Raw genomic sequence first — 21746 nt, 5'->3', positions numbered from 1 at the left:
ACAATGACCAAGGCGATCAGTCTCGGTGCGCTCTTAAAAGCCAATGACGATCCGGCCGATTCTGCTGCGGGACGACGGGCGGCCAAGGACGCAATCCTGCGGTTCTTCAAGGCCGTTGCGACCAGGGATGCGGCGGCACTGGCCCAAAGCATCACCGAAGATGCCGTGTACGAAATACCGTTCAGTGAAAGCGGCTCAACGGAAGCCGGCGGATTCAGGCGCTATGTTGGGACGACTGAAGTCGTCGAGTTCTGGATGGAAACCACTGCGAACGGTCCAAAGAATCTTGGCGCGGAAGATGTCGAACTTTCCATCACGGGTGACGGCAGCCAGGTGTTCATCGAGCAGAGGGGGAACATGGTTCTGACGGACGGACGGCCATATCGCAACAAATACGTGTTTCGGTTTTCCATTCGGGATGGCCGGATTAGCCACGTGAGAGAATATTTCAATCCAGTGGTCGCCGCATATGCATTCAAGCGAAAGATTGCCAATACCTTTCTGATTGAGACGCTCTGAGTAGAGGCGTCATCCAGAGACAGCAATCAAAAGGATCAGCATGGTCGATAGTGTACTGATCATCGGCGCTTCGGTAGCCGGCGTAGGCGCGGCCAACGAACTCCGGCGATGCGGCTTTTCGGGCAAAATTACGCTCGTCGATTGGCAGGTTCATTTGCCCTATGATCGACCACCGCTGTCGAAAGGAGCGCTTTACGGCCAGGATACGCTACCGGACTTGCAGTTTCACGATCAAGATCACTACGCGCGGACGAACATCGATCTGCAGCTCGGAACCGCCGCGAAAATGCTGGATTTGGATACGCGCACGGTTCTTCTGGATTCGGGACAACGGCTAACGGCAGATCGAATCATCGTCGCTACGGGCGCACGCGCCCGGCCGTTTCCTGCCGATCGTTGTACAGGCACGGTGCATTTGCTGCGCGATCTGGACGATGCAACGCGGTTGCGAACCCTTTTGCGTCCTGGCAAGCGTCTTGTCGTCATTGGTGGAGGCTTTATCGGGGCTGAGGTCGCATCGACGGCTGTTGGCCTTGGGGTTAATGTTGTCGTCATCGAAGCGGCGAGGCTCCCGTTCGAGCGGGTGCTGGGTAGCCAGGTCGCGGCTCGGCTTGCAAGCCTGCATGTCCAGGCCGGCGTCGAACTGTTGTGTGGGGTTTCCGTCGAACGAGTCGAAAGTTGGGGCTGCGGGCAGCGCGTGTTCATCGCCGGGGATGTGCGGATGGATGCCGACGTCGTCGTTGCCGGCCTGGGCTCGCTACCCAACGTGGAATGGCTGGCATCCTCGGGACTTGAGATATCGAACGGCATTCTCTGCGACGAGCAGGGCAAGACGGGAAGTTTGGGCATATTCGCGGCTGGAGACGTCGCGGCTTGGCGCGATCCGTTCAACGGACAGCACGTACGACACGAGCACTGGACAGCAGCAAGGGAACAGGCCCGCATCGTCGCACAATCCATCTCTGGCGGTGTCGTAACTCCATGGCGCGATTTCGTTCCATACTTCTGGTCGGATCTGTATGGAATACGGCTACAAATGCTGGGATCCGCGGTCGATGCCGACGACATACGGATCGTACATCAAGACGAAGAAAAGCGAGCCTTTGTCGTGGAATACCGCAAGGCAGGGGAACTCACGGGCGTCGTCGGGAGCAATGCTGGCGCAAGGACCATGCGGTATGCCTCAAAGCTTGCACGCAACCCCGTAAACGTAGGCTCGGATGCGTAGGAGAGTGCAAGGTCGCGCCACATATGCGCGACCTCTAGACGAACGCGAATGGACCAAACGTGGGCTGACGAGGCTTTTTCTGGCTGACGAGCAACCTTTGCCTTCGGAGGGTAACGCTCATTCTTCGAGCCTGATATGGGCCGCAGCTTTCGCAAGCGTGCGGTTCTGATCGCGCAAACGCCAACCTCCGGATCGCCGCCCGCAGGTTTCTTTCTCTATCGCCGCCAAAACTACGATGGCACTTGTTCTATTCTAGGCGTGGCCAGGGCGGCACGTTACTTTGCGGTTGAGGCAAACGGGATTGGTAAAGAGGGTCGGAACCAGCGCGGTACTGCACGAGCTCATTCGGTACTGCAATGCTGTACGGGAGAAGGCGCGGCGTGATCGAGGGACAAACTGGCGATCGACTTAAGAGCTTGAAATGAAAGGAAAATGCCCCAATCCTCGGAATTCGTCATACGTGTTCTCCCTGCAGATGCTGTCTGTCACTGACATCGAGGCGGGTCGCCCGCCTCGAACTGCCGTAAAATAGTGATTCGATCATTGATGAAATTATCTCCGAATTGAAACTCTTCCCCTTGCAAAGTCGGGACCGCCGAACTTCCGCGGCATTCCCGGGATGCCGATGGCGGCGTAGGCATGACAGTTCCTCCGCCATCCCACCCTCCGCGTCGCTCTATAACGAGCCGAAGACCATCGCGTCAAAACCGTCTTGACCTTTGTTCTCGCCCAAGCGGCCGTTTCTGATCGGCCGCTTGTGGCGCAAAGCTGTCGCTGTATCCGCATGTTGGATTTGGCTTTCTACAGCTGGCTGGACCTAGCTCAAACTTCCCCATGATGGATTGGAACGAGTGTTCAAGTGTTTCAATGAGTTAGAAGGCGGCGTGTGCACGATGTGTGCACCGGGAGATCAAAGAAAATCTAGAGACAACTAGCGTGAGCAGGCCGAACTGAACGCGGTGCAGCGTCAGCGGCAGGCCGATGTTTCGGAAGCGACGTGATCTCGCTCGGCAAGCGCCAGGTTTGCGCCGGTCAATTGCCGAGAGTTCAATTCGCGGAATGAGCGGTTATGGAACGGCCGGTTCTGGCGGATATTGTTGAAAAAGTCGAAAATCGAGCGCCCCCAAAAATCCCGCAAATGCTGCTTTTTGCACAATTCCACCGTTGGGATGCGCCGCAGCGCCGATGCGAAAGTCCGTGGTCGTTTTTCTGAGATGCGACGAGGTCCCTCATATCGTTGCTCACAACCCGCATCAGCGGCTCTAGAAAATTTCGTCCGCCAACCCGAAAAGACTTTTTCAACAGTATCGGCGCAAAGAGGTCATTCGGCCAAACGCCGATGTCGGTCAAGTGCCGCCAAAAGCAGACTTACCAGAATATCGCGATCTTTAGCGTTACGAGACGAGCCATTGGAAGCGGCCGCCGTTATAGAATCTTGCCGGTCATCGGGTCGATGCGAATCTGTTGATGATGTTTTGCATCTTGAAACAGAATTTCCCATACCACGCGCCCGCGCACCTGTTCTAATCCGCCATTGAGCGCACGACCATGGTTTGCTTTCTCTGCTGTCTCGATGGCCTGTCCCAGCGTAATTTTCGCGTGTATCGATGCCGCTAATTCCGCCTTGTCTTCATCGTCGAGTGCGGATTCGTCTGTGACAGTGCCGTCGCCAATGGCCGCGCCGTTGAGGCCGTCTATAAGGCCGTCCCACACCTTCCCGTTCGCATAGGTGCGGACGGCGTAGGCTGGCAGACCGTCTTTTGGCTCAAAGCTCACGTCGAGCACACTTTCGTGGGCCCGCAGTTTCTCAAGGGCCGCGATGATGTCTGCAATCGATAGCCTGGCCGACTGGGCGGCTTCGGCTTTTCCGGGCGCAACCGTCGCGCTTTCATTGGGCTGATCAAACTCTGCGAGCAAGTTTTGTAGAGCTTCTTTCGCCGTCGCCGCTTGCGGGGTGTCGGCACGCAGTTGCTGCAAGGCCGCGTCGATCGCCTTGTCTATTTTTCGCCATTGCTCGGGACTTCGAGGACGGAGCTTGGGCTCGGCACGGTCCCAGGCCGTTTCAAGACCCTTGATCCGTGACTTGGCGCGCTTGAGATTGCCCATATCCACGATTGCCAGCGTGTCTTCGGCAATGCTGCGGAAGGACGAAAGATCGCGCCGGGTCAGCGCTTGGTTCGCCGCGTGTTGGGCCAATGCTTCGGTGCTCAGCGAAAATACGAGCAGGACAAAGCACAGAGCGCCGAGCCCCTGATGGGTAAAGGATTTCGGCATGGGTCATCCTCCTGTAAGGCATTTCTCCAATCCTGCTTACGGCGTGACACTTAGGATAAAATGAGGGCAACTCCTTATCGTAGGACGCGCTGGTCGCGTTCCGCGGCGTCCGGCACAAAATCGGGGCTCGCTCTCGCCAAAACGTAATTGCAATTTCAAAAGGCTCGGCCCCGGGCGCGGTCGCCATTGATTGCAGGCAGAGTTGCCTGTCCGGCACACCCCTAGCCTGTAGCATGCGTGCGGATTGACGCGGAACAGCTATTCGCGGCGGGGAGACGGACGATTGCCCGAAGGCCAGTCAAGGCTGGGCCAGAAATATTTTCCAGCACGACTGAGCCCCCGAGCCGGTCAACGATACGTTTTACGATCGACAGTCCCAGGCCGGTGCCATCCTCGGTCGGCCGGCTGCCCCGGAAGAACGGTTCGAATATCCGGTCGATGTCGTCTGGTGCAACACCCGGTCCCGTATCTTCAATCTGCAGCACCGCCTCGCTACCCTCACGAAGGACCCCGATGTCGACGCGGCCTCCGGGAGGGGTGAAGCGCACGGCATTGTCGATCAGGTTCCGGACCATCGTCGCGATCATGACCGGTTCTCCCGCTGTCGCGATCGGCTCGATTAGTTCGAAGCCGAGATCTATTCCCTTGCGCGCCGTCTCCGGCAGGACGTCTGCTACCACATCCTTCACGATGCGGTCGAGCGGCACTACGACGGCGTCGCCGGAGGGCGCGGCCTCGTGTCGTGCCAGCGCCAGCAATTGCTCGAGCAGATGCTTGGTGCGGGCCATGCCTTCCTTGAGGGCCGCAACACGCTCGCGCGCCGACTCAGGCAGATCGACGGAGTCAAGATTTTCGGCTTGCAAGCCAAGCGCGGTAATGGGCGTCCGCAGTTCATGCGCAGCATCGGCAACGAAACGCCGTTGCTGATCCATCAGCAATTTCATGCGCTGCAATAGCCCGTTGATCGACGCAATGAAGGGCTGCAGTTCGCTGGGCGTTGCCGCGAGGGGAAGCGGGGTCATGTCGTCGACGCGCCGTGAATCGAGATCGCCCGCCAGCCGGACCATCGGGCGCAGAGACCTCGCGATGACCAGCGCTGTGACCAGCAGCAGGCACGGAATCAGCGCGGTGATCGGCAGCAGCGTGCGGAGCGCCATATTGCCTGCAATGTCGTCGCGAACGTCGGTCGGCTGCAAGACCGCAAACCGGCTTCCATCTAGCCTTGTCCGCAACAGCACCCGCATCGATCGATCGGTGAACGATGCCACGTGCAGGCCGTCCTGCAGGCTCCAGAGTTGACCCTCCTCGGTGCGGCCCCGCGGCGCCGTCCCCAATTCGACCACGTCGACCTCCGCGTCGGCGTCAACGCCGCGAAGGGTCTGATCGCTCTTGACGCTGCCGCTCTGCAACAAGCTGCCGACCTGGATCAGGACGGAATCCTGCATCTCAATCGCCTCGTCGAAGGCCCAGAGATAGCTGAACGCGCCGCTGATGCAGCCCGCCAGCAGGATCACCGCGGTCAAGCCGACGAAGAGGCGCCCGCGCAAAGATGATGTCATGACGGGCGGTCCACGATCCACCCGACGCCGCGGACATTTCGGATCGCCGGAGCTCCCAGTTTCTTCCTTATCGTGTGGATCAGGAATTCGGTGGCGTTGCTCTCGACCTCCTCGTTCCAGCCGTAGATTTGTCGCTCGAGTTCGCCGCGCGACAGGATGGTGCCAGGCCGCGTCAGCAGCGCGGACAGCAACGCGAACTCGCGGGCGGTCAGCAGCGATGTCTCGCCGAGGAAAGATGCCTCCCGCGTCGCCGGGTCAAGCTGAAGCTTGCCATTGCTCAGGACGGGAGCAGAACCGCTGCCCTGGCGGCGAAGCACCGCGCGCATGCGCGCCAGTAGTTCGCTGATCTCGAACGGCTTCACCAGATAGTCGTCCGCGCCAAGATCGAGACCGTCAATGCGGTCTTCGACGCCGTCGCGCGCGGTCACAATGATCACGGGAAGCTTGCGGCCAAGGGCGCGCAACCGGCGCAGCACTTCGCGACCGTCCGCCTTTGGAAGCCCGAGATCGAGCAGCGCCACTTCGTAGGCTTCGTTTTCCGCGGCTTGGATTGCAGTCTCGCCGTCGGTCACCCAATCAACGGCGTAGGCCGCATCTCTGAGAGCCTGCTGAACAGCCGAGCCCACCATCTTGTCGTCTTCGATCAGCAACACCCGCATGCTCGATTCCTCGTCCGAGACGCGGCACTGGTTTTCCATCCCCTCACTTAGCGCAGACTTAGGATGGAAGCCACAACGGCTGTCCCTGCACCGAGAGGCGTTCTTCAGCCAGAAATCCTTCCTAAGCCGTGCCTAAGTCAAGATTGGCACGGTCAGGCATTACCTTTGAGCAACTCCGCAATTCCTAGAGGAGAGACAACGTGCTCGCCGCTGCGAACCCGCAACGGCCCCCGTTGCTTAACAAGGTGCCGGAAGTCACAGCGATCTTCTGGATCATCAAGATCCTTTCGACTACCGTCGGCGAGACCGGGGCCGACTATCTTGCCGTGCATGTCGGCCTGGGGGCAAGCCCGACCACGATGATCATGGTTGGGTTCCTTATCGTTGCGCTGGGCTTGCAGCTCCGCGAACGAAGCTACGTTCCCTGGATCTACTGGCTGACGGTCGTTCTGGTCAGCGTCGTTGGCACCCAGATCACCGATTTCCTCACCGATAAGCTCGAAATCAGCCTCTACCTTAGTACGGTCGTGTTTGCTGCCGCGTTGGCCGCGATTTTCGCAATCTGGTACGGCGTCGAGCGGACGCTCTCAATTCGAGCCATCGTCACCAGGCGGCGTGAGCTTTTCTACTGGGCGGCGGTCCTCTTCACCTTCGCGCTGGGGACAGCGGCTGGCGATCTGGCGACCGAAGCTCTCGGCCTGGGTTTCCAGCTCGGCGTTATCGTCTTCGCCGTGCTGATCGCGGCCATCGCTTTCGCGTATCATCTCGGCGTCAATCCGGTTCTCACCTTTTGGCTGGCCTACATCCTGACACGCCCGCTTGGCGCTTCGCTCGGGGACCTGCTTTCGCAGTCCCGAGACTACGGCGGCGCCGGTCTCGGCACGATCTACACCAGCCTCGCGTTCCTCACCGTCATCGTCGCGCTCGTCGCGTGGGTGAGCTTCGAGGGCGAGCGCACGAGCAGCGCCGATCGGGTCCGGTGATTTTTAATCCAAGCGTCCATCAAGAGCTCGGCAATCGCGTGCGGGCGAAACACGAGGAGAGTGTGCATGAAGCGAACCATTTTTGCGTTGACCACCGCTGTGCCGACGGTATCGACAAGCGAACGCCTGACTGCTGGCCGGCATCTCTCCTTCATGCCGCTCGCCGAAGCGGCGATGTCATCGAAGCTCGGCGACCTGACGCCGTTCCGCAACATTGTTGTCGATGTGTCGGCCTTGATCGACAAGGGCGACCTGGCGGGCGCCAAGACGCGGATCAAAGACCTCGAGACCCAGTGGGACGATGCGGAAGCCGCCTTGAAGTCGGGCGCCGCCGCCGATTGGTACAGCGTCGACAAGGCGATCGACCGCGCACTCGAAGCGCTCCGCGCCAGCACGCCGGACGCCACCAAATGCAAGCAGGCCGTCACGGAACTGCTGTCGGTCATGGATTCAATAGCGAAATCCTGACGCTCACAGCATCGGATTTGACATGTGCCAGCACTCCCGACGGCGGCAATACGCGCCGCCGTCGGCGTCCAGCGAAAGTGATACAGCATGGATCAGTACTGCAAAGACCGGGAGCGCGCGAGCAAGGTTCCTGAAGTCACCCTGGGATTCTGGGGCATCAAGATACTCGCAACCACCCTCGGCGAGACCGGCGGCGATGCGGTGACAATGTCGATGAACCTCGGGTACCTGGCCGGAACGGCGATCTTTGCGGCGATCTTCGCCGTTGCCGCGGCCGCGCAGATCAGCGCCAAGCGATTCCATCCGTTTCTCTACTGGATGATAATCGTCGCGACCACCACGGTCAGAACCACGCTCGCCGATTTCGTCGATCGCTCTCTCGGGATCGGCTATCTCGGCGGATCTTCGCTTCTAGCCGCGCAGCTTATCGCTTCCCTGGTGACTTGGCATCGTGCGCTGGGAACAGTTTCGATCGACTCGATCAATTCGAACAAAGCCGAGATCTTTTACTGGATCACGATCCTGTTTTCGCAGACGTTGGGCACCGCGCTCGGCGACTGGATGGCCGATTCAACGGGGCTCGGGTATGCCGGAGGCGCGGATGCAGGCCTGGATGATGTCTTGCCTCGGCGACATCCCACAAGTGGCAATGAGGGCGGTGCCGCTGATCCCGATTGCCCCGCGGCAAAAAGGACCCGGGCGCCGGAGGAGAGGCGGGGGTCTTTTTTTACCAATTCTCGGAACCAGACTTGTGAGGACGACTCAGGTGACTGACCCCCTTACCCAGGGTCTTATCGATCACCTGCTTTGCCTCCTGAAACGCTGGTGAAACGCTAGCGGCTCGAATGTTCAAGGCCACCCAATCGATCTCCGGCAGTGTCGGGCTCGTCCGATAAATCGCAGCTTGCCAAAGTGCGGGGTTGTTCGTGACCTGGATTTCGTAGCCGCGAAAAGTCTGTTTTTCGGTACGCATATGAACTCTCCAAAGCGCCCCGCTCAGAACATGGGGTTTTGGGCGGTGTCCCAAAAGGGGCCAACCACAAAAATCAAAGGGACCATTAACTTGGACCGGGGACGGCAAGGGCCCAGCCGGGTACTGGCCGAAAAAATCGCAGATTCAAAACAGGTCACTGAAATTTCGGGCGAGTGATTTCCGCCTTGCCCTGCAGGGACGAAGTAACGGCCGCCGTTGTCTCGGCAATTTAGCCAAAAATTGCTTCAGGCAGAATTCCCTTGAGGTCGTCAATGAGCCGGTGTGAAGGAAAATAGCGTGGGCATGTGGCGGGAACCTGACTGATCGGTTGAACATGGGGACCGGCTCAGATCCTGATGGCCTCAGGTCACGGTAGGGGCGCTCTCCCAGCTTTTAGGTTTCTGTGTGCATTTTTCTACATTAGCTAGCGTGCGGCGAGGGCACTTTCTAGCCGGCAAGGTGCGACCCAGCTTGAAGTCACGATCACCGAGACGGCGTCAAGCTTCGTTCGCAAGAAGCGAGCGGATGTGGGATTAGCGCTGATCGATATTTGAACTGGTCTATCGCGTGGACCAAGGCTGGAGTGTTCGCAAGCGCAAGTTGACGCTCATCAAGGGCAGGTCAAGAGGACTTTGATACGATCGTCGCGTAGATGCCGTGCGCCGCCAGCGGTATTTTTGTCAGACTGGATACGATCATGAAAGTACCTGTCCTCGGTATCACCTTCTGCATTTTGGTGTTGACGATTGCTGGAGCGGTCGTCCAGGCCCGCGACGACGGGCGCTATGCGCACTCCCCACTCAAGCCATGGTTCGACGGCCTCAAGTCCGGCAAGGGACTGTGCTGTTCGGATGCCGATGGCTTTTCTGTTTCCGATCCGGATTGGGAATCGAAAGATGGCCATTACCGCGTCCGCGTCGATATCGAGTGGGTCGACGTTCCAGATGATGCGGTCGTCACCGAACCGAACCGCTACGGTAGAACCATGGTCTGGCCGACCAAGGGGACGCTCGGGACTTCAATTCGCTGCTTCATGCCGGGCACTATGACCTGACTCCAGCGTGCTCTTGCTATCTCGACGCCTCGTCTTCCGCTTTCTGTTCGCATTGAAGCATAACCGACCGATGATTGTTGACGTCGGTCAAGGTAGCGTACGCCATTGCGCCGTACAGTCTCTCGGGTGCGCCAATCAGTGGAGAAAACCCATGTGCGACTATAGCCTGCATGCTGTTGCTTCTCGCCCGGCCAAAGTTGGGGAGACGCTTGTTACAACCAGTTTCTACGGTACATCCACGCGCGGTTTTGCTGCGAAGCAAGAGCCCGGTGTCGCGGTATGTCTGTTGCCTGGAACTGAACTGGCGTTCGAACATCACGTCAGGTACAATCGGTTTTGGCTGTCAACCAAAAATGCAGGCTTTCGCGTTGCCCGGTTTTGCCAGATCGTGCCGCGCATGCCTGAGCAGCATCGCGATGCGCTCGCATTTCCAGACGGCAACACAGTTCTGGTGAATTTGTTGTCGGAAGGACAGCATGCGCGGGTCATTCAGCTGCCTGTCACTAGGCAAGAACATAGCGCCGAAGAACGTAGCGTCAGTGCCGAGACAACCTCGATACCTGCGGCCGAGCTAGAGATGACCTCCTAAGTCCCTTCAGCACATCGTCACCAAGTGTCACTGCCCAGAGAGCAAGGCGAGCACGCAAGAAGAGCATGGCGATTCTTTGCAAACATCTCGTGGAAATTCGTGACGTTGTTCCGAGCGCTCCCGGGTGCGAAGAATGCTTGAAATTGGGCGACCCCTGGCTGCATCTGCGGGTCTGCCGCACCTGCGGCCACGTCGGGTGCTGCGATCAGTCGCCAAACCGACACGCCACCAAACATTTTCGCGCAACCAGGCACCCGATCATCGAAGCTTATGATCCGCCGGAAGGATGGGGTTGGTGTTATGTCGACGAAGTGATGTTCGACCTTTCGGACCGGCCGACGCCGCATCTGAGTCCGATTCCCCGCTTCTACTGAGGTTTATCTCCAGCGCTGGTCGACGCAGGCCTTCGGCTGTTCGCCGCGGTCCTGTGCCAGGGAAGGATAGTCCGTGTATCCCTTCTCGCCACCGCCATAATAGGTCGTTGGATCGTCGACGTTGAAGGGCGCACCGAGGCGGATCCGCTCGGGCAGATCCGGATTGGCGATGAATCTGCGGCCGAACGCGATCAGGTCCGCCATGCCTTCACGAAGCCATTTCGCCGCGGTGTCGGCCTGGAAGCCGCCCGCCACGATCAGCGTTCCCTTGTATTTCTTCCGGATCAGCCGGACCATATTCATCGCCTTCGGGTCCGGCTCCTGTCCATTTTGCATTTGCTCCAGCGCAGGGTTGACCATATGCAAATATGCGAAGCCGTAGTCGCTGAGCCGCTCGGCAACATATCCGAAGGTCGCCTCGGGGTTATCGTCGTGAATATCGTTCAACTTGCCCATCGGCGAGATGCGCACGCCGATGCGATCCGGCCCCCAGATCGGCATCAGTGCCTCGGCGACCTCGAACAACAGCCGCGCCCGGTTTTCTACCGGGCCGCCATATGCGTCGCTGCGCCGATTTGTGCCGGTCTCGATGAACTGATCGAGCAGATAGCCGTTAGCGGCATGGATCTCGACGCCGTCGAAATCGGCGGCCTGTGCGTTCCTGGCCGCGCGCTCATATTGAGCGACGATGTAGGGCATCTCTTCGATATTCAGTGCGCGCGGCCGCACGAACGGAACAAGTTCACCTTCGCCGCGCTCGTTTTCGATGAAGGCTTTGCCCTCGGGTATGACGGCCGACGGCGCGACCGGGAGGATGTTGTCGGGCTGCAGCGCCGGATGCGAGATGCGCCCGACGTGCCAAAGCTGATTGAAGATCAATCCCTGGGCCTCGCGCACCGCCTGGGTGACCCGGTGCCACGCTTCCACTTGCTCGCGGCTGTGGATGCCGGGGGTCCAGGCGTAACCCTGGCCCTGCATCGATACCTGCGTGGCCTCGCTCACGATCAAAGCGGCGGAGGCGCGCTGCGCATAGTAACAGGCGGCAAGGGAGCTCGGCACATTGCCTGGTTGGCGTGCCCGCGAGCGGGTCAATGGCGCCATCACGATGCGATGGCGTAGATTGAAGGGGCCGAGCCGGTAGGGCTGGAACAGCGGGTCCGTGTCTGAGCCCTGAGTGGTACGTAGCCGCGTGGCGGTGGCGATCTCGTCCATCGTTTCCCTCCTCAAGGACATCCAAAAAGCCTGTCACATTGGGAAATACTAGCGACGGATCGGCTCGCTTCCATTGATCGCCGTCAATGCAAAGATCGGCTGAATTTCGCCAATAGAGTCCGCGCTCGCAGTGACCGCATCGGTGAAGGCGGGCGTGACCAGAGAAGATGAAGATATGGCCATCATCAAACCGACCGACATGATCACCGTCGTCGAGGGCTATGACGCGATGCGGATCTTCCTCGAGACCGTCTCGCAGCGCCAAGGTAAGCCCGCCGGCGAGATCGAGCTTCTGATAGGCGGCTTGAAATGGGCCGATGGCTCGCCGGTCAATCCGACGTTGTGGGAAGACTGGCTAGCGGCTGCGCAAGTCGTATGCAGTTGTCGGACACATGAGAGCATCGACGGCGAAAACTGATGTGCTCGCGCTGTCGCTATTCAGTGCGCAGTTCCTCGCGAGCGTTTTTCGCCAAAGTTCCGCGCTAAAACCCTCGATGAGCCCTTCCAAATTGGAGGCGTACGGGGCGGGGATCGCAGTTTCGTTCCGGCTCTTGCAGCGTTTGCCGCCCTCGGGAGCGTTCGAGGTTGCAACCGCAATCGCGGTGCGCACGTCCTCGAGCGCGAGCCCTCGCGTGTGCAGTTTTGCGCGGTCGACCTGAACGCGCATCGCCGGCTTCTGCTCGCCCCCGATCACGACTAGCGCCACCCCTTTGATCTGCGAAATCTGCTGAGCGGCGATGTGTCCGCGAAGTCATCGACGGTCGCGATCGGCAACGTATCCGAATATGCGGCGATGACCAGGATCAGCAAATCTGCCGGGTTCACTTTCCGATAAGCAGGTTGGCGAGGGAAGATTGGTGGGAAGCTGACGGTTCGCGTCGCGGCATCCAAGTTGCGGTCGAGATCGAATTGCAGAACAATCGAGGTTGCCCGAGCGTGCTCGTCGACGTCATGTCCGTGAGACCGGAGATTTGCGCGAACTGGCGCTCTAGTGGTGCGCCACGGTTGCCGCCATGGTTTCGAGGCTTCTTCCGGAAGCTGCGCAGCGACCTTGACGGTCGGGAAATCGTTCTGCGGCAGCGGCGCCACCGGCAGGAGCGGAAAGGCCGCAATGCCGGCAACCGCCAGCGCCATCATCAGCAACGAGGTCGACGGGGCGGCGGTGAATGGTTCGGAGGTGTTCATGCGATCTAACCGGGCTCTCGTTCGAAACTTGCCGGAAAATTGACCAACGTCAGCGCATTCGAGCGAGCCGCGAATACCATAATTGAGGTTAACGCGTGCGACCGCAGCAGGATTGATTTTGAGGTCGAGATAATGAAGCTCGAGAAATCGCAGTGGTGCGGCTACTTCGATCGGGTGTCAAAAGCACTTGTCAGCAAGCGCGCAGAGATAGAGGTGGCCTCGCTCAAGCTCGGTGACCAGATCGAGGCGGAGTGGTTGCCGCTTCTGGGGATTTCCTACGACCCAAAGAACGACGTCATCGATATTGCTCTTGAGGGATTGACTCATCTGATCCACGAGCCCCGGGAGGTATACGTCAAACAAGATGGCTTGGAGCTGTCAGCTCTTGAGGTCGTGGATGCTGAAGGCTCGCGTCAAATCGTCGTTCTCAAAGATCCGCGGATGCTGCCGTCGCCGGCGCAATTCACCAAAAAGGCGAGCTGATAATTCGTCGGATGTTGTATTCGACAGCCGCATGCGCGGGAGTACAAAGGAAGTCGAGACGCCCCTGCCGGGCGTCCGCTATCATTTCCCATGGGCAACCATGATTCGGGCGACCGCCTCCGGCGACCAAGGGGCGATGAGAAATTCTCGTCCCTACCGCTGCCGCCCTCCCGGCATGTCGGCTGGTCCCGGATCCGGCCTATTCCACAAGCCAATAGTATCTGACTTCCCAATAGTCGTAGACGTCCTGGTTGCGGTCCCGATTCGCTTGCTCCCAGCTTTCCCCTTGTTCGATTTTCGGGGCGTTCTTGAGTTGCTCTTCGGTGACGTTCAGTTGGAACCCGTCGGGCTTTTCATTGTAGGTCAACATCGACCAGGGAATCGGATATTGGTCCGCGCCGATGCTGAGGAAGCCGCCGAAACTCAGGATCGCGTAGGCGATCCGGCCGGTGAGCTTGTCGATCATCAGGCGCTCGACCTTCCCGATGCGCTTACCGCGCGCATCATAGACCGGCATTCCCTCCACCCTGTCGGTTGTGATCAGGGATGAAGTTTGGCGCTCTTGCACCGGTGCGGGTTGCTCCCAATAACCATGGACCCCCTCGTCGCGGTCCCGGTTCGCTTGCTCCCAGCTTTCCCCTTGTTCGATTTTCGGGGCCTTCTTGAGTTGCTCTTCGGTAATGTCCACACGGTATCCGCCGAGCTTCTCATCGTAGTCCAACATCGGCCAGGGAATCGGATAATGGTGCGCGCCGATGCCGAGAAAGCCCCCGAAACTCAGGACCGCGTAGGCGACGCGGCCGCTGGCTTTATCGATCACAAGGCGCTCGACCTTCCCGATGCGCTTACCGTGCGCGTCATAGACCGCAGTTCCTTCCACCCGATCGCTTGCGATCAGCGAGGATGTGGTTCCGTGCTCCGTCATGCGTGCGCGCTGTATTGTGGTCACCATAATATCGTCTCCTCGATTGCCAGCCCCCAGTTGCGCATATGAAAAGCCGGTGCCTGGGGAATCGCTGGTCGGTGGCCCCGCAGCCTTGCACTCTCTTGCAAGCGTTTACGCTGCCATCGCGCTCGTTGCGTTGACAGTCGTCAACGCTGGGAGGCCTTCGTTAACTCGACCGTGTCGGCACCGCAGGTCCGCGCTGCAAAAGATATCTCTGCTTTGTTGACGGATAGCAGCGCGATACAACCCAGCCGCCACCTCAATCCGTCCCTGGCGAGCTACACCGCGACCGGCGATGTCCGGTGATCGCCGAATTGGAGGTTCCGATGGCCATTACCCTGACAATCAATGGCGAGCCGAAATCGTTCGACGCGCCGGCGGATATGCCCCTGCTGTGGGTTCTGCGTGACGTGCTCGGCATGACTGGAACGAAATTCGGCTGCGGCATCGCGCAATGTGGCGCCTGCACCGTGCATATTGACGGCAAGCCGGTGCGTTCCTGCATGCTGCCGGTCGGCGCGATCCGCAATCGCGCCGTCACTACCATCGAAGGCGTCGGCGCGACGCCTTCTGGTGCGAAAGTGCAGAAGGCCTGGCTCGATCTCGAAGTGATCCAGTGCGGCTACTGCCAGCCGGGCCAGATCATGTCGGCCGCCGCCTTGCTCGGGGCCACCTCCAATCCGGACGACAGCGATATCGACGCTGCGATGGCGGGAAATATCTGCCGCTGCGGCACCTATGTGCGGATTCGCGCCGCGATCAAACAGGCCGCCTCCGGCCGGCCGTCGTAGGATCGCGCCATGATCCTTGCAGAAAAAGCGTTTCTTCGCGAAAAGATTTCCGGCGACGTTTCACGCCGCACGTTGCTGACGACTGGTTTAGCGGGCGGATTTCTGCTCGCATTCCATCTCCCCCTGTCTGCGCTGGCGCCAAACGAGCCCGTGCAGCCGCCGGACGCGACGGAAAGCAAGTTCGCGCCCAATGCCTTCATCCGCATCGATCAAGCCGGCCATACCACATTGGTGATGCCGCAGGTTGAAATGGGTCAGGGCGTTTACACCGCGATCGCGATGATCCTGGCCGAGGAACTCGACGCCGTTTTTCCACATGTGACGCTCGAGCATGCGCCGCCGAACGACGAGCTCTACGGCAATCCGGTGTTTGGTCTTCAGGTCACCGGCAATTCCAATTCGATCCGGGCGTGGTGGACACAATTGCGCAAAGGCGGCGCCGGCGCCCGCGCCATGCTGGTCCAAGCCGCCGCGCAACAATGGCAGGTCGATCCGGCAGGCTGCACGGCGGCGAACGGCGAGGTCATCCATAAAGAGAGCGGACGCAGGCTTTCCTATGGCGCGCTGGCGCAAGCCGCCGGCAGCCAAACGCCGCCACGAGACGTCGCGCTCAAAGACCCGAACGATTTCGTGTTGATCGGCAAGCCGCTGAAGCGTCTCGACACGCCCGACAAGGCCAACGGCAAGGCCGTCTACGGGATCGACGCGATCCTCCCCGGTATGAAGTTCGCAACCGTTGCTGCGTGTCCGGTGTTCGGCGGCAAGGTTGGTAAAGTCGACGACAGCGCCGCCAAGAAAATTCCCGGTGTGCAGAAGATCGTTGTACTGGACGACATGGTCGCCGTGGTCGGCGATCACATGTGGGCCGCCAAGAAAGGCCTAGATGCGCTCGTCATCGACTGGAACGAAGGCCCGAACGCACATGTCAGCTCGAAGGACATCTGGCGGGATTTGCGCGCGGCTAGCGAAAAGAACGGCGTGGTCGCCAAATCCGAAGGCGATATCGCCAAGGGCCTCGCAACCGGCGAGCGGCTTGACGCGTCGTATGAGCTTCCGTTTCTCGCACATGCGACGATGGAGCCGGTGAATGCCACAGTTCACGTCACACGCTCCTCCTGCGAAATCTGGACCGGCACCCAGATCATGACCCGGGTGCAGTCGGAGGCGGCGAAAGCGGCCGGGCTGCCGGTCGAGAAAGTGACCGTCAACAACCACCTGCTCGGCGGCGGGTTTGGCCGCAAGCTCGAGCCCGACATGGTGGTCGCGGCGGTGCGCGTGGCAAAGCAGGTCGATGGCCCCGTAAAAGTGGTGTGGACCCGCGAAGAAGACATCCAGCATGACGTCTATCGTCCGGTCTATCGCGACACGATTTCGGCGACTTTGTCCGCCGGCAAGATCGTCGGCTGGAGATACAAGGTCAGCGGCGCGGCGGTGATCGCGCGCTGGCTGCCGCCGGCGTTCCAGAAGGGCATCGATATCGACGCCGTCGACAGCGCCGTCGATGCGCCTTACGACATTCCCAATTTCCACGTCGAATATGTCCGCGCCGAACCGCCGGCGGTGCCGACCGGCTTCTGGCGCGGCGTCGGTCCCAACAACAATGTCTTTGCGATCGAAAGCTTCATGGACGAACTGGCGCGCAAGGTGGGCAAGGATCCGATCGACTTCCGCCGCGGCATGCTGGGCAAGAACCCGCGTCTGCTGGCCGCGCTCAATCTGGTCGCGGAAAAATCCGGTTGGGGCCAGCCGCTTCCCGCACGCATCGGACGCGGCGTCAGCGTGCAGCCGTCGTTCGGCAGCTTCATCGCAACCGTGGTCGAAGCCGAAGTCGACGAACAGGGCGAAGTGCTTCTGCATCGCATAACATCCGCGGTCGATACCGGCATCGCCGTCAATCCCGATACCATCATGGCCCAGCTCGAAGGTGGTTTGATCTTCGGCCTGACCGCCGCACTCTACGGCGAAATCACCATCGACAAAGGTCGCGTCCAGCAATCCAACTTCCACGACTACCGCATGCTCCGGATCGACCAAGTGCCGAAGGTCGAGGTTCACGTCATCAAGAGCGGCGAGGCGCCGGGCGGCATCGGCGAAACCGGCGTGACGGCGGGGCCGCCCGCGCTGCGCAACGCGATTTATGCCGCGACCGGCGTCGCCTTGCGGCGACTGCCGATCGACCGCTCGCTGATCGCTGTGGGGAGGAAAGCATGAGCTCCGCCACACGTCGCATTCTCGTTAGCGTTACAGGGATCGTGGTGATCGCGGTGGTCGCAGCCGCCTGGATCCTGCGCGGTCCCGATCCGATGGCGTTTGCGGATGGCCCGAAGGTCAAGCTCGCGGATTACCACGGCCCCAATCCGACCGGCGTCCCGGCCGCGCTCGCCAAGGCGAGCCTGGTGGAACGCGGCGCCTATTTGGCGCGAGCGGCGGATTGCGAGGCCTGCCATACCACCCAGCATGGCAAGCCCTATGCCGGCGGCCTCGGTTTCAAGCTGCCATTCGGCACGCTGTACTCGACCAACATCACTCCCGATAAAGACACCGGCATCGGCAATTACAGCGATCAGGATTTTCTCAATGCGGTTCATCGCGGAATCCGCGAGGACGGCGCGCGGCTTTATCCGGCGATGCCGTTTGCGTCCTACAGCTATATGACCGACGAGGACGTGCTGGCAATCAAAGCTTATCTGTTCAGCCTGTCGCCGGTGCACGCGGAGGATCCCGAGAACACGCTGAAATTTCCGTTCAACCAGCGCTGGGCGATGGGGTTATGGTCAGCGGTGTTCAATCGGGATACGCGGTTTGAGCCCGACACCTCGAAGACTGCGGAATGGAACAGGGGCGCTTATCTCGCGGAGGCGCTGGCCCATTGCGGCGAATGCCACACGCCGCGAAACTTGGCGTTTGCGCTGGACAACCGCAAGAAATTTGCCGGTGCCGTCACCGCGGGCTGGCGCGCCTACAACGTCACATCGGACAAGGCGACCGGCATCAGTGGCTGGAGCGACGACGATCTCGTCGCCTATCTTGCGATCGGCCACGCCAACGGCCACGGCACCGCTTCGGGGCCGATGGGCGAAGCGGTCGACCGCAGCTTGAACCATCTGGTGCCAGAGGACATCCGCGCCGTGACGGCCTATCTGCGCACGGTGCCGCCGATCACCTCGCCCGACCTGCCGGCGAGCGTGGCGCCGCCCGCGCCGGCCTCGCACAAGCAGGGAGGCGGCACACAAGAGGCGCGCGGCAAGATGGTATTCGAGGGCGCCTGCGTCAGTTGTCACGGCTGGACCGGCGAAAGTTCAATCTCGCCCTTTGCCACAATCACCGGAGCGTGGGCGGTCAACGATCCCAGTGCGGTCAATGTCGTCCAGGTCGTGCTTCACGGAACCAAGCGGCACACCCCACCCGACGCCATCTCGATGCCGGCGTTCGGCGATGTCTATTCCGATACGGAAATCGCCGCGCTCGCCAATTACGTCACCGCGCGCTTCGGCAGCAAGTCATCGCACCTCACCGCGCAGGACGTGGCGGAGTTGCGCCAGCAGGCGTTGGAGTAGAGGCCGCTGTCGACTGAGTGGTGCTGTGCGGCGCGCGGAGCGGCCCGCACTCTCAATTGTCATCCTGAGTCTCGCCTTCGGCGAGTCCGATGACGGGCCTCTGCGGGTTAGGCCGCGGCTTTTCGGCTCTATTATGGACATCTGCTAGATCATCGGGTCAAGCCGGACGATGACAGTTGGGGCGTGGCTGCGGGCGTCAATCATGAATTTTGGGATCGCCCTGCGCGTTCTTACGCGAGAGATCGCGCCCGGAACGAGGAACGTCATGGTCAAGATTACGAAGAGGGTCGTCGAGGCGGCGGAAGCCCAAGAGAAGGCTACCTGATCATGACGAACTGCCCGGCTTCGGATTCCGGATCTTTAGTTCTGGCAAGCGCAGCTACGTCATCCAGTATCGAACGAGAGGTCGCTCCCGTCGCTAAACAATTGGGCTTCACGGAGCGTGGGCGCCAGAGACGGCGCGCCGAGAGGCAAAAATGCAACTCGGTCGCGTCGCTGGAGGTGATCCCGTCGAAGACCGCCAGCTCGATCACAAGGCGATTACTGTGAAGGAGCTGTGCGCGCCCGCTATCTCGCCGATCTCCAGGCGGAACTCATACTCGGCAAAGGTAACCGCGCGAAGAATCCGTCGGATATCGTCACCGACACTGCCGCATTGAACGCCACATTAGTTAGCACTACTTTGGCAGATTTATTCACGCTGCTGCTTTCCGCCGATTTGTCTTCTACAGTACGGGCATCGCTGAGGTCGTGGTTGAACGATGAGATCGACGATGGCTTGGCGTACGGCCGGCAGGCTCGGCTGAGGCGGTGGACCGTTGATTCTTTTTTTTCCGCCCCGCTTGTGCGAGACGGCGATGCTGGAGGAATGCGTAAGCGATCATGGTCATGAGCGCATGACGATGAAGGCCCTGCCAGGATCGTCCCTCGAAGTGATCAAGCCCGAGCTCCTCTTTCAACTGCTGGTGGGCCTGTTGGCAAATCCATCGTGCTTTGATCGTGGCAGCTAACGTGCGCAGCTTCGTCTTGGCCGGCAGATTGGCGAGATAATATTTCTTCTCTCCCGACGTCCTGTGTTCGCCGATAAGCCAGGCTTCGTCCCCCGGAAGATGCTGCTGGCCCATGTCCTTGATCCGCTGCGGAGGTCCATCGGCGGTCCGCACGCGAACCGCGGCGAAGCGAGCTTCCAGCCGGCCCTTGGTCCCGTTTCGCCAACTCACATTTTGCCACTTGGCATTGGCCAGCATGTCTTCGGCCGCCGTCGACAATACATCGGGAATGTGCCGCTTGCGGGGACGACCTCGACCGGCGACCGGCCAGATCAATTTAACCTCCACCGGATAAACCTTCTGGTGACGAGGGATACCGACGGCCCAAACCAGGCCGCGTGTCGTGAGCCCCTGACGGAACGGCGCGCTGAGGCCGTAACCGGCATCCGCCAGCACACAGCCAAAGCGCACACCGGAGGCGATGACGCGGTCAATCTCCGCCAAGGAGATCTCTGGCTTGGTCCGCGCTGCGCGGTGCTCGACTGGAACGCCCGCACGCTTCAAACGCACCGGATTGCTCGTCCAACTCTCGGGAACGAAGAGACGTAACGCCACCATGACCGGCACTTCACCCCGCGCAAGCGTCAGCGACACCAACGTTTGGCAATTGGCCGTCTTGCCGAGAGATGAGGCATATTGAGGAGCCACACCAACCGAACGATCGCCCTTCTTCGGCATCGCGGTGTCGTCAATGACCAGCACCGCATCACTGCCGCCAACGAGGCGATCGGCCTGAACCAGCAATTCCGACTCCAATGGCGCCGCATCCCAGACACCATCAGCGATGAAATGATGCAACTGGTCATAGTCGCCCGGTGCCAGCCGCGCCGCCATCGGCTGGACGCTCTTGCGATCGCCTGGTCCAATCAGTCCCGAGATATAAAGCGGACACATCCGTCGCCGGGCCTTGTGACCCAAGCGATCCAGGAATGGCTTGAGCCAGCGTCCAAGCTCGTCTTCCCACTTCGGTGTCGTGTTCACCATGGTCGGCCCTCCAAAAGCCGACCACCCATGAATCATTGAAAATCTGATTCGGGAATCCAGTTTCGCCGATCAATTGCAATAATCTGCCAAAGTAGTGTTAGGGCGTGGACTCATAACGCGCGGCCAGCCATAGTCGGATAGATGCGAGTTGGACGAAGGCAAGGTAGTTTCCCGCAAGCCTATCGTAGCGCGTCGCCACACGACGACATTGTTTGATTCTGTTGAAGAACCGTTCGACCTGGTTGCGAGCGCGATAAAGGTACGGGCTGAAGCAGATCGGATCGCTGCGATCGCTTTTCGGGGGGATGTTGGCCCACGCGCCCTTTTTCATGGCCATTTCTCTTATCCAGTCGGCGTCATAGCCGCGGTCGGCAAGCAGCATTGACCCGGGCTTCAGGCGAGAGAGCAGTTTTCCGGCAAGTCGAACGTCACACCGGGGCTCAACGCCAACCGTACCGGCAAACCATTGCTATGACCACCGCGTGGATTTTACTCGTCAAGCCGCCGCGTGACCTTCCCATCGATTGGCGCCGATTCCTCGTGATGCAGGCTCCATGTTGATGCACGCGGACAATTGAGGTGTCGATCATTTGGACAGCGGCATCGTGGGCAGCAGCAAGTGCGTCTATGATGGGACCCCAGACACCAGCCCGCCGCCAAAGGACGAAGCGGTTGTAGCATGTGGTGTTCGGACCAAACATCTCGGGCAGATCACGCCAAGGTGCTCCAGAGCGCAAGACCCAGAAGATGCCATTGAGGACACGACGGTCGTTAACCCGAGGAACGCCAAGCGGCTTGTTCGGCAGCATGGGCTTGATGGCAATCCATTCATAATCGGCGAGTTCATAGCGCATGATTC

Annotated in this window: 20 protein-coding genes and 3 pseudogenes; 13 read left to right on the top strand and 10 right to left on the bottom strand. The window is 60.0% G+C overall.

Annotated features, from left to right (window positions below; genetic code table 11):
• The first annotated feature begins 3 nt into the window (after nt 1-3).
• Nucleotides 4-519: a nuclear transport factor 2 family protein gene (locus BLR13_RS03530; protein ID WP_074827597.1), complete on the top strand. Its 516-nt coding sequence runs from the start codon at nt 4-6 to the stop codon at nt 517-519.
• A 40-nt stretch (nt 520-559) separates the two neighbouring features.
• Nucleotides 560-1747 carry an NAD(P)/FAD-dependent oxidoreductase gene (locus BLR13_RS03525; protein WP_074827600.1) on the top strand — a complete coding sequence of 396 codons (1188 nt, stop codon included), beginning with the start codon at nt 560-562 and terminating at the stop codon, nt 1745-1747.
• Between the two features lie 1425 nt (nt 1748-3172).
• On the opposite strand, the gene BLR13_RS03520 is transcribed toward BLR13_RS03525, so the two are convergent.
• The 3 genes from BLR13_RS03520 to BLR13_RS03510 all read right to left on the bottom strand — a co-directional run bounded on the left by BLR13_RS03520 (nt 3173) and on the right by BLR13_RS03510 (nt 6239).
• Nucleotides 3173-4021: a PepSY domain-containing protein gene (locus BLR13_RS03520; protein WP_074827602.1), complete on the bottom strand. Its 849-nt coding sequence runs from the start codon at nt 4019-4021 to the stop codon at nt 3173-3175.
• Nucleotides 4022-4242: 221 nt separating this feature from the next.
• Nucleotides 4243-5535 carry an ATP-binding protein gene (locus tag BLR13_RS03515; protein WP_244525217.1) on the bottom strand — a complete coding sequence of 431 codons (1293 nt, stop codon included), beginning with the start codon at nt 5533-5535 and terminating at the stop codon, nt 4243-4245.
• Between the two features lie 41 nt (nt 5536-5576).
• Entirely contained in the window at nt 5577-6239 is a 663-nt protein-coding gene (locus BLR13_RS03510; RefSeq protein WP_074831947.1) for a response regulator transcription factor, read from the bottom strand.
• Nucleotides 6240-6439: 200 nt separating this feature from the next.
• On the opposite strand from BLR13_RS03510, the gene BLR13_RS03505 reads away from it, so the two are divergent.
• From BLR13_RS03505 to BLR13_RS03480, 6 genes are all read left to right on the top strand, one after another.
• Nucleotides 6440-7222 carry a COG4705 family protein gene (locus BLR13_RS03505; RefSeq protein WP_074827606.1) on the top strand — a complete coding sequence of 261 codons (783 nt, stop codon included), beginning with the start codon at nt 6440-6442 and terminating at the stop codon, nt 7220-7222.
• Between the two features lie 66 nt (nt 7223-7288).
• Nucleotides 7289-7690, top strand: a complete 402-nt coding sequence (locus BLR13_RS03500) for a hypothetical protein (protein WP_074827608.1) — start codon at nt 7289-7291, stop codon at nt 7688-7690.
• 87 nt (nt 7691-7777) lie between these two features.
• On the top strand, nt 7778-8464 hold the full coding sequence (locus tag BLR13_RS03495; protein ID WP_079586816.1) for a COG4705 family protein: 687 nt from the start codon (nt 7778-7780) through the stop codon (nt 8462-8464).
• 896 nt (nt 8465-9360) lie between these two features.
• On the top strand, nt 9361-9717 hold the full coding sequence (locus tag BLR13_RS03490) for a hypothetical protein (protein WP_074831951.1): 357 nt from the start codon (nt 9361-9363) through the stop codon (nt 9715-9717).
• 151 nt (nt 9718-9868) lie between these two features.
• Nucleotides 9869-10306, top strand: a complete 438-nt coding sequence (locus BLR13_RS03485; protein ID WP_074827609.1) for a hypothetical protein — start codon at nt 9869-9871, stop codon at nt 10304-10306.
• A gap of 65 nt (nt 10307-10371) precedes the next feature.
• Complete coding sequence (locus BLR13_RS03480; protein ID WP_171944997.1) at nt 10372-10680, top strand: UBP-type zinc finger domain-containing protein; 309 nt, start codon at nt 10372-10374, stop codon at nt 10678-10680.
• Between the two features lie 3 nt (nt 10681-10683).
• Here the strand turns inward: BLR13_RS03480 and BLR13_RS03475 are convergent, their stop codons facing one another.
• On the bottom strand, nt 10684-11892 hold the full coding sequence (locus BLR13_RS03475) for an alkene reductase (RefSeq protein ID WP_074827612.1): 1209 nt from the start codon (nt 11890-11892) through the stop codon (nt 10684-10686).
• A gap of 130 nt (nt 11893-12022) precedes the next feature.
• On the opposite strand from BLR13_RS03475, the gene BLR13_RS03470 reads away from it, so the two are divergent.
• Complete coding sequence (locus BLR13_RS03470; protein WP_074827613.1) at nt 12023-12310, top strand: hypothetical protein; 288 nt, start codon at nt 12023-12025, stop codon at nt 12308-12310.
• Here the strand turns inward: BLR13_RS03470 and BLR13_RS42540 are convergent.
• Both BLR13_RS42540 and BLR13_RS03460 read right to left on the bottom strand, forming a co-directional pair.
• Complete coding sequence (locus BLR13_RS42540; protein ID WP_157793683.1) at nt 12248-12586, bottom strand: hypothetical protein; 339 nt, start codon at nt 12584-12586, stop codon at nt 12248-12250. The two genes, BLR13_RS03470 and BLR13_RS42540, sit on opposite strands and share 63 nt — an antisense overlap.
• A 2-nt stretch (nt 12587-12588) precedes the next feature.
• Nucleotides 12589-13077: a hypothetical protein gene (locus BLR13_RS03460; RefSeq protein ID WP_074827618.1), complete on the bottom strand. Its 489-nt coding sequence runs from the start codon at nt 13075-13077 to the stop codon at nt 12589-12591.
• A gap of 132 nt (nt 13078-13209) precedes the next feature.
• On the opposite strand from BLR13_RS03460, the gene BLR13_RS03455 reads away from it, so the two are divergent.
• A complete protein-coding gene (locus BLR13_RS03455) occupies nt 13210-13560 on the top strand; it encodes a DUF5335 domain-containing protein (RefSeq protein ID WP_074831957.1) in 351 nt (116 codons plus the stop codon).
• Between the two features lie 199 nt (nt 13561-13759).
• On the opposite strand, the pseudogene BLR13_RS41570 reads toward BLR13_RS03455, so the two are convergent.
• A pseudogene (locus BLR13_RS41570) lies at nt 13760-14077 on the bottom strand (PRC-barrel domain-containing protein); the annotation flags it as partial.
• 66 nt (nt 14078-14143) lie between these two features.
• Nucleotides 14144-14512 (bottom strand): annotated as a pseudogene (locus BLR13_RS41565) (PRC-barrel domain-containing protein); the annotation flags it as partial.
• 320 nt (nt 14513-14832) lie between these two features.
• Here BLR13_RS41565 and BLR13_RS03445 point away from each other — a divergent pair.
• Genes BLR13_RS03445 through BLR13_RS03435 form a run of 3 tightly spaced genes read left to right on the top strand, consistent with a single transcriptional unit; the run spans nt 14833 to nt 18854 of the window.
• A complete protein-coding gene (locus tag BLR13_RS03445) occupies nt 14833-15297 on the top strand; it encodes a (2Fe-2S)-binding protein (protein WP_074831963.1) in 465 nt (154 codons plus the stop codon).
• Between the two features lie 9 nt (nt 15298-15306).
• On the top strand, nt 15307-17508 hold the full coding sequence (locus BLR13_RS03440) for a xanthine dehydrogenase family protein molybdopterin-binding subunit (protein WP_074827620.1): 2202 nt from the start codon (nt 15307-15309) through the stop codon (nt 17506-17508).
• Entirely contained in the window at nt 17505-18854 is a 1350-nt protein-coding gene (locus BLR13_RS03435; RefSeq protein WP_074827622.1) for a c-type cytochrome, read from the top strand. The genes BLR13_RS03440 and BLR13_RS03435 overlap by 4 nt, the downstream gene beginning before the upstream one ends.
• Nucleotides 18855-19579: 725 nt before the next feature.
• Here BLR13_RS03435 and BLR13_RS03425 read toward each other — a convergent pair.
• Together BLR13_RS03425 and BLR13_RS03420 are read right to left on the bottom strand one after the other, a co-directional pair.
• Entirely contained in the window at nt 19580-20887 is a 1308-nt protein-coding gene (locus tag BLR13_RS03425) for an IS701 family transposase (RefSeq protein ID WP_083387649.1), read from the bottom strand.
• 97 nt (nt 20888-20984) lie between these two features.
• Nucleotides 20985-21741, bottom strand: a pseudogene (locus BLR13_RS03420) (IS5 family transposase).
• Between the last annotated feature and the right edge of the window lie 5 nt (nt 21742-21746).

It is taken from the genome of Bradyrhizobium ottawaense, assembly GCF_900099825.1.
Taxonomy (GTDB): domain Bacteria; phylum Pseudomonadota; class Alphaproteobacteria; order Rhizobiales; family Xanthobacteraceae; genus Bradyrhizobium; species Bradyrhizobium ottawaense_A.
The sequence above is the reverse complement of the archived record's forward strand: the minus strand, read 5'-3'. Positions and strand labels throughout refer to the sequence as shown.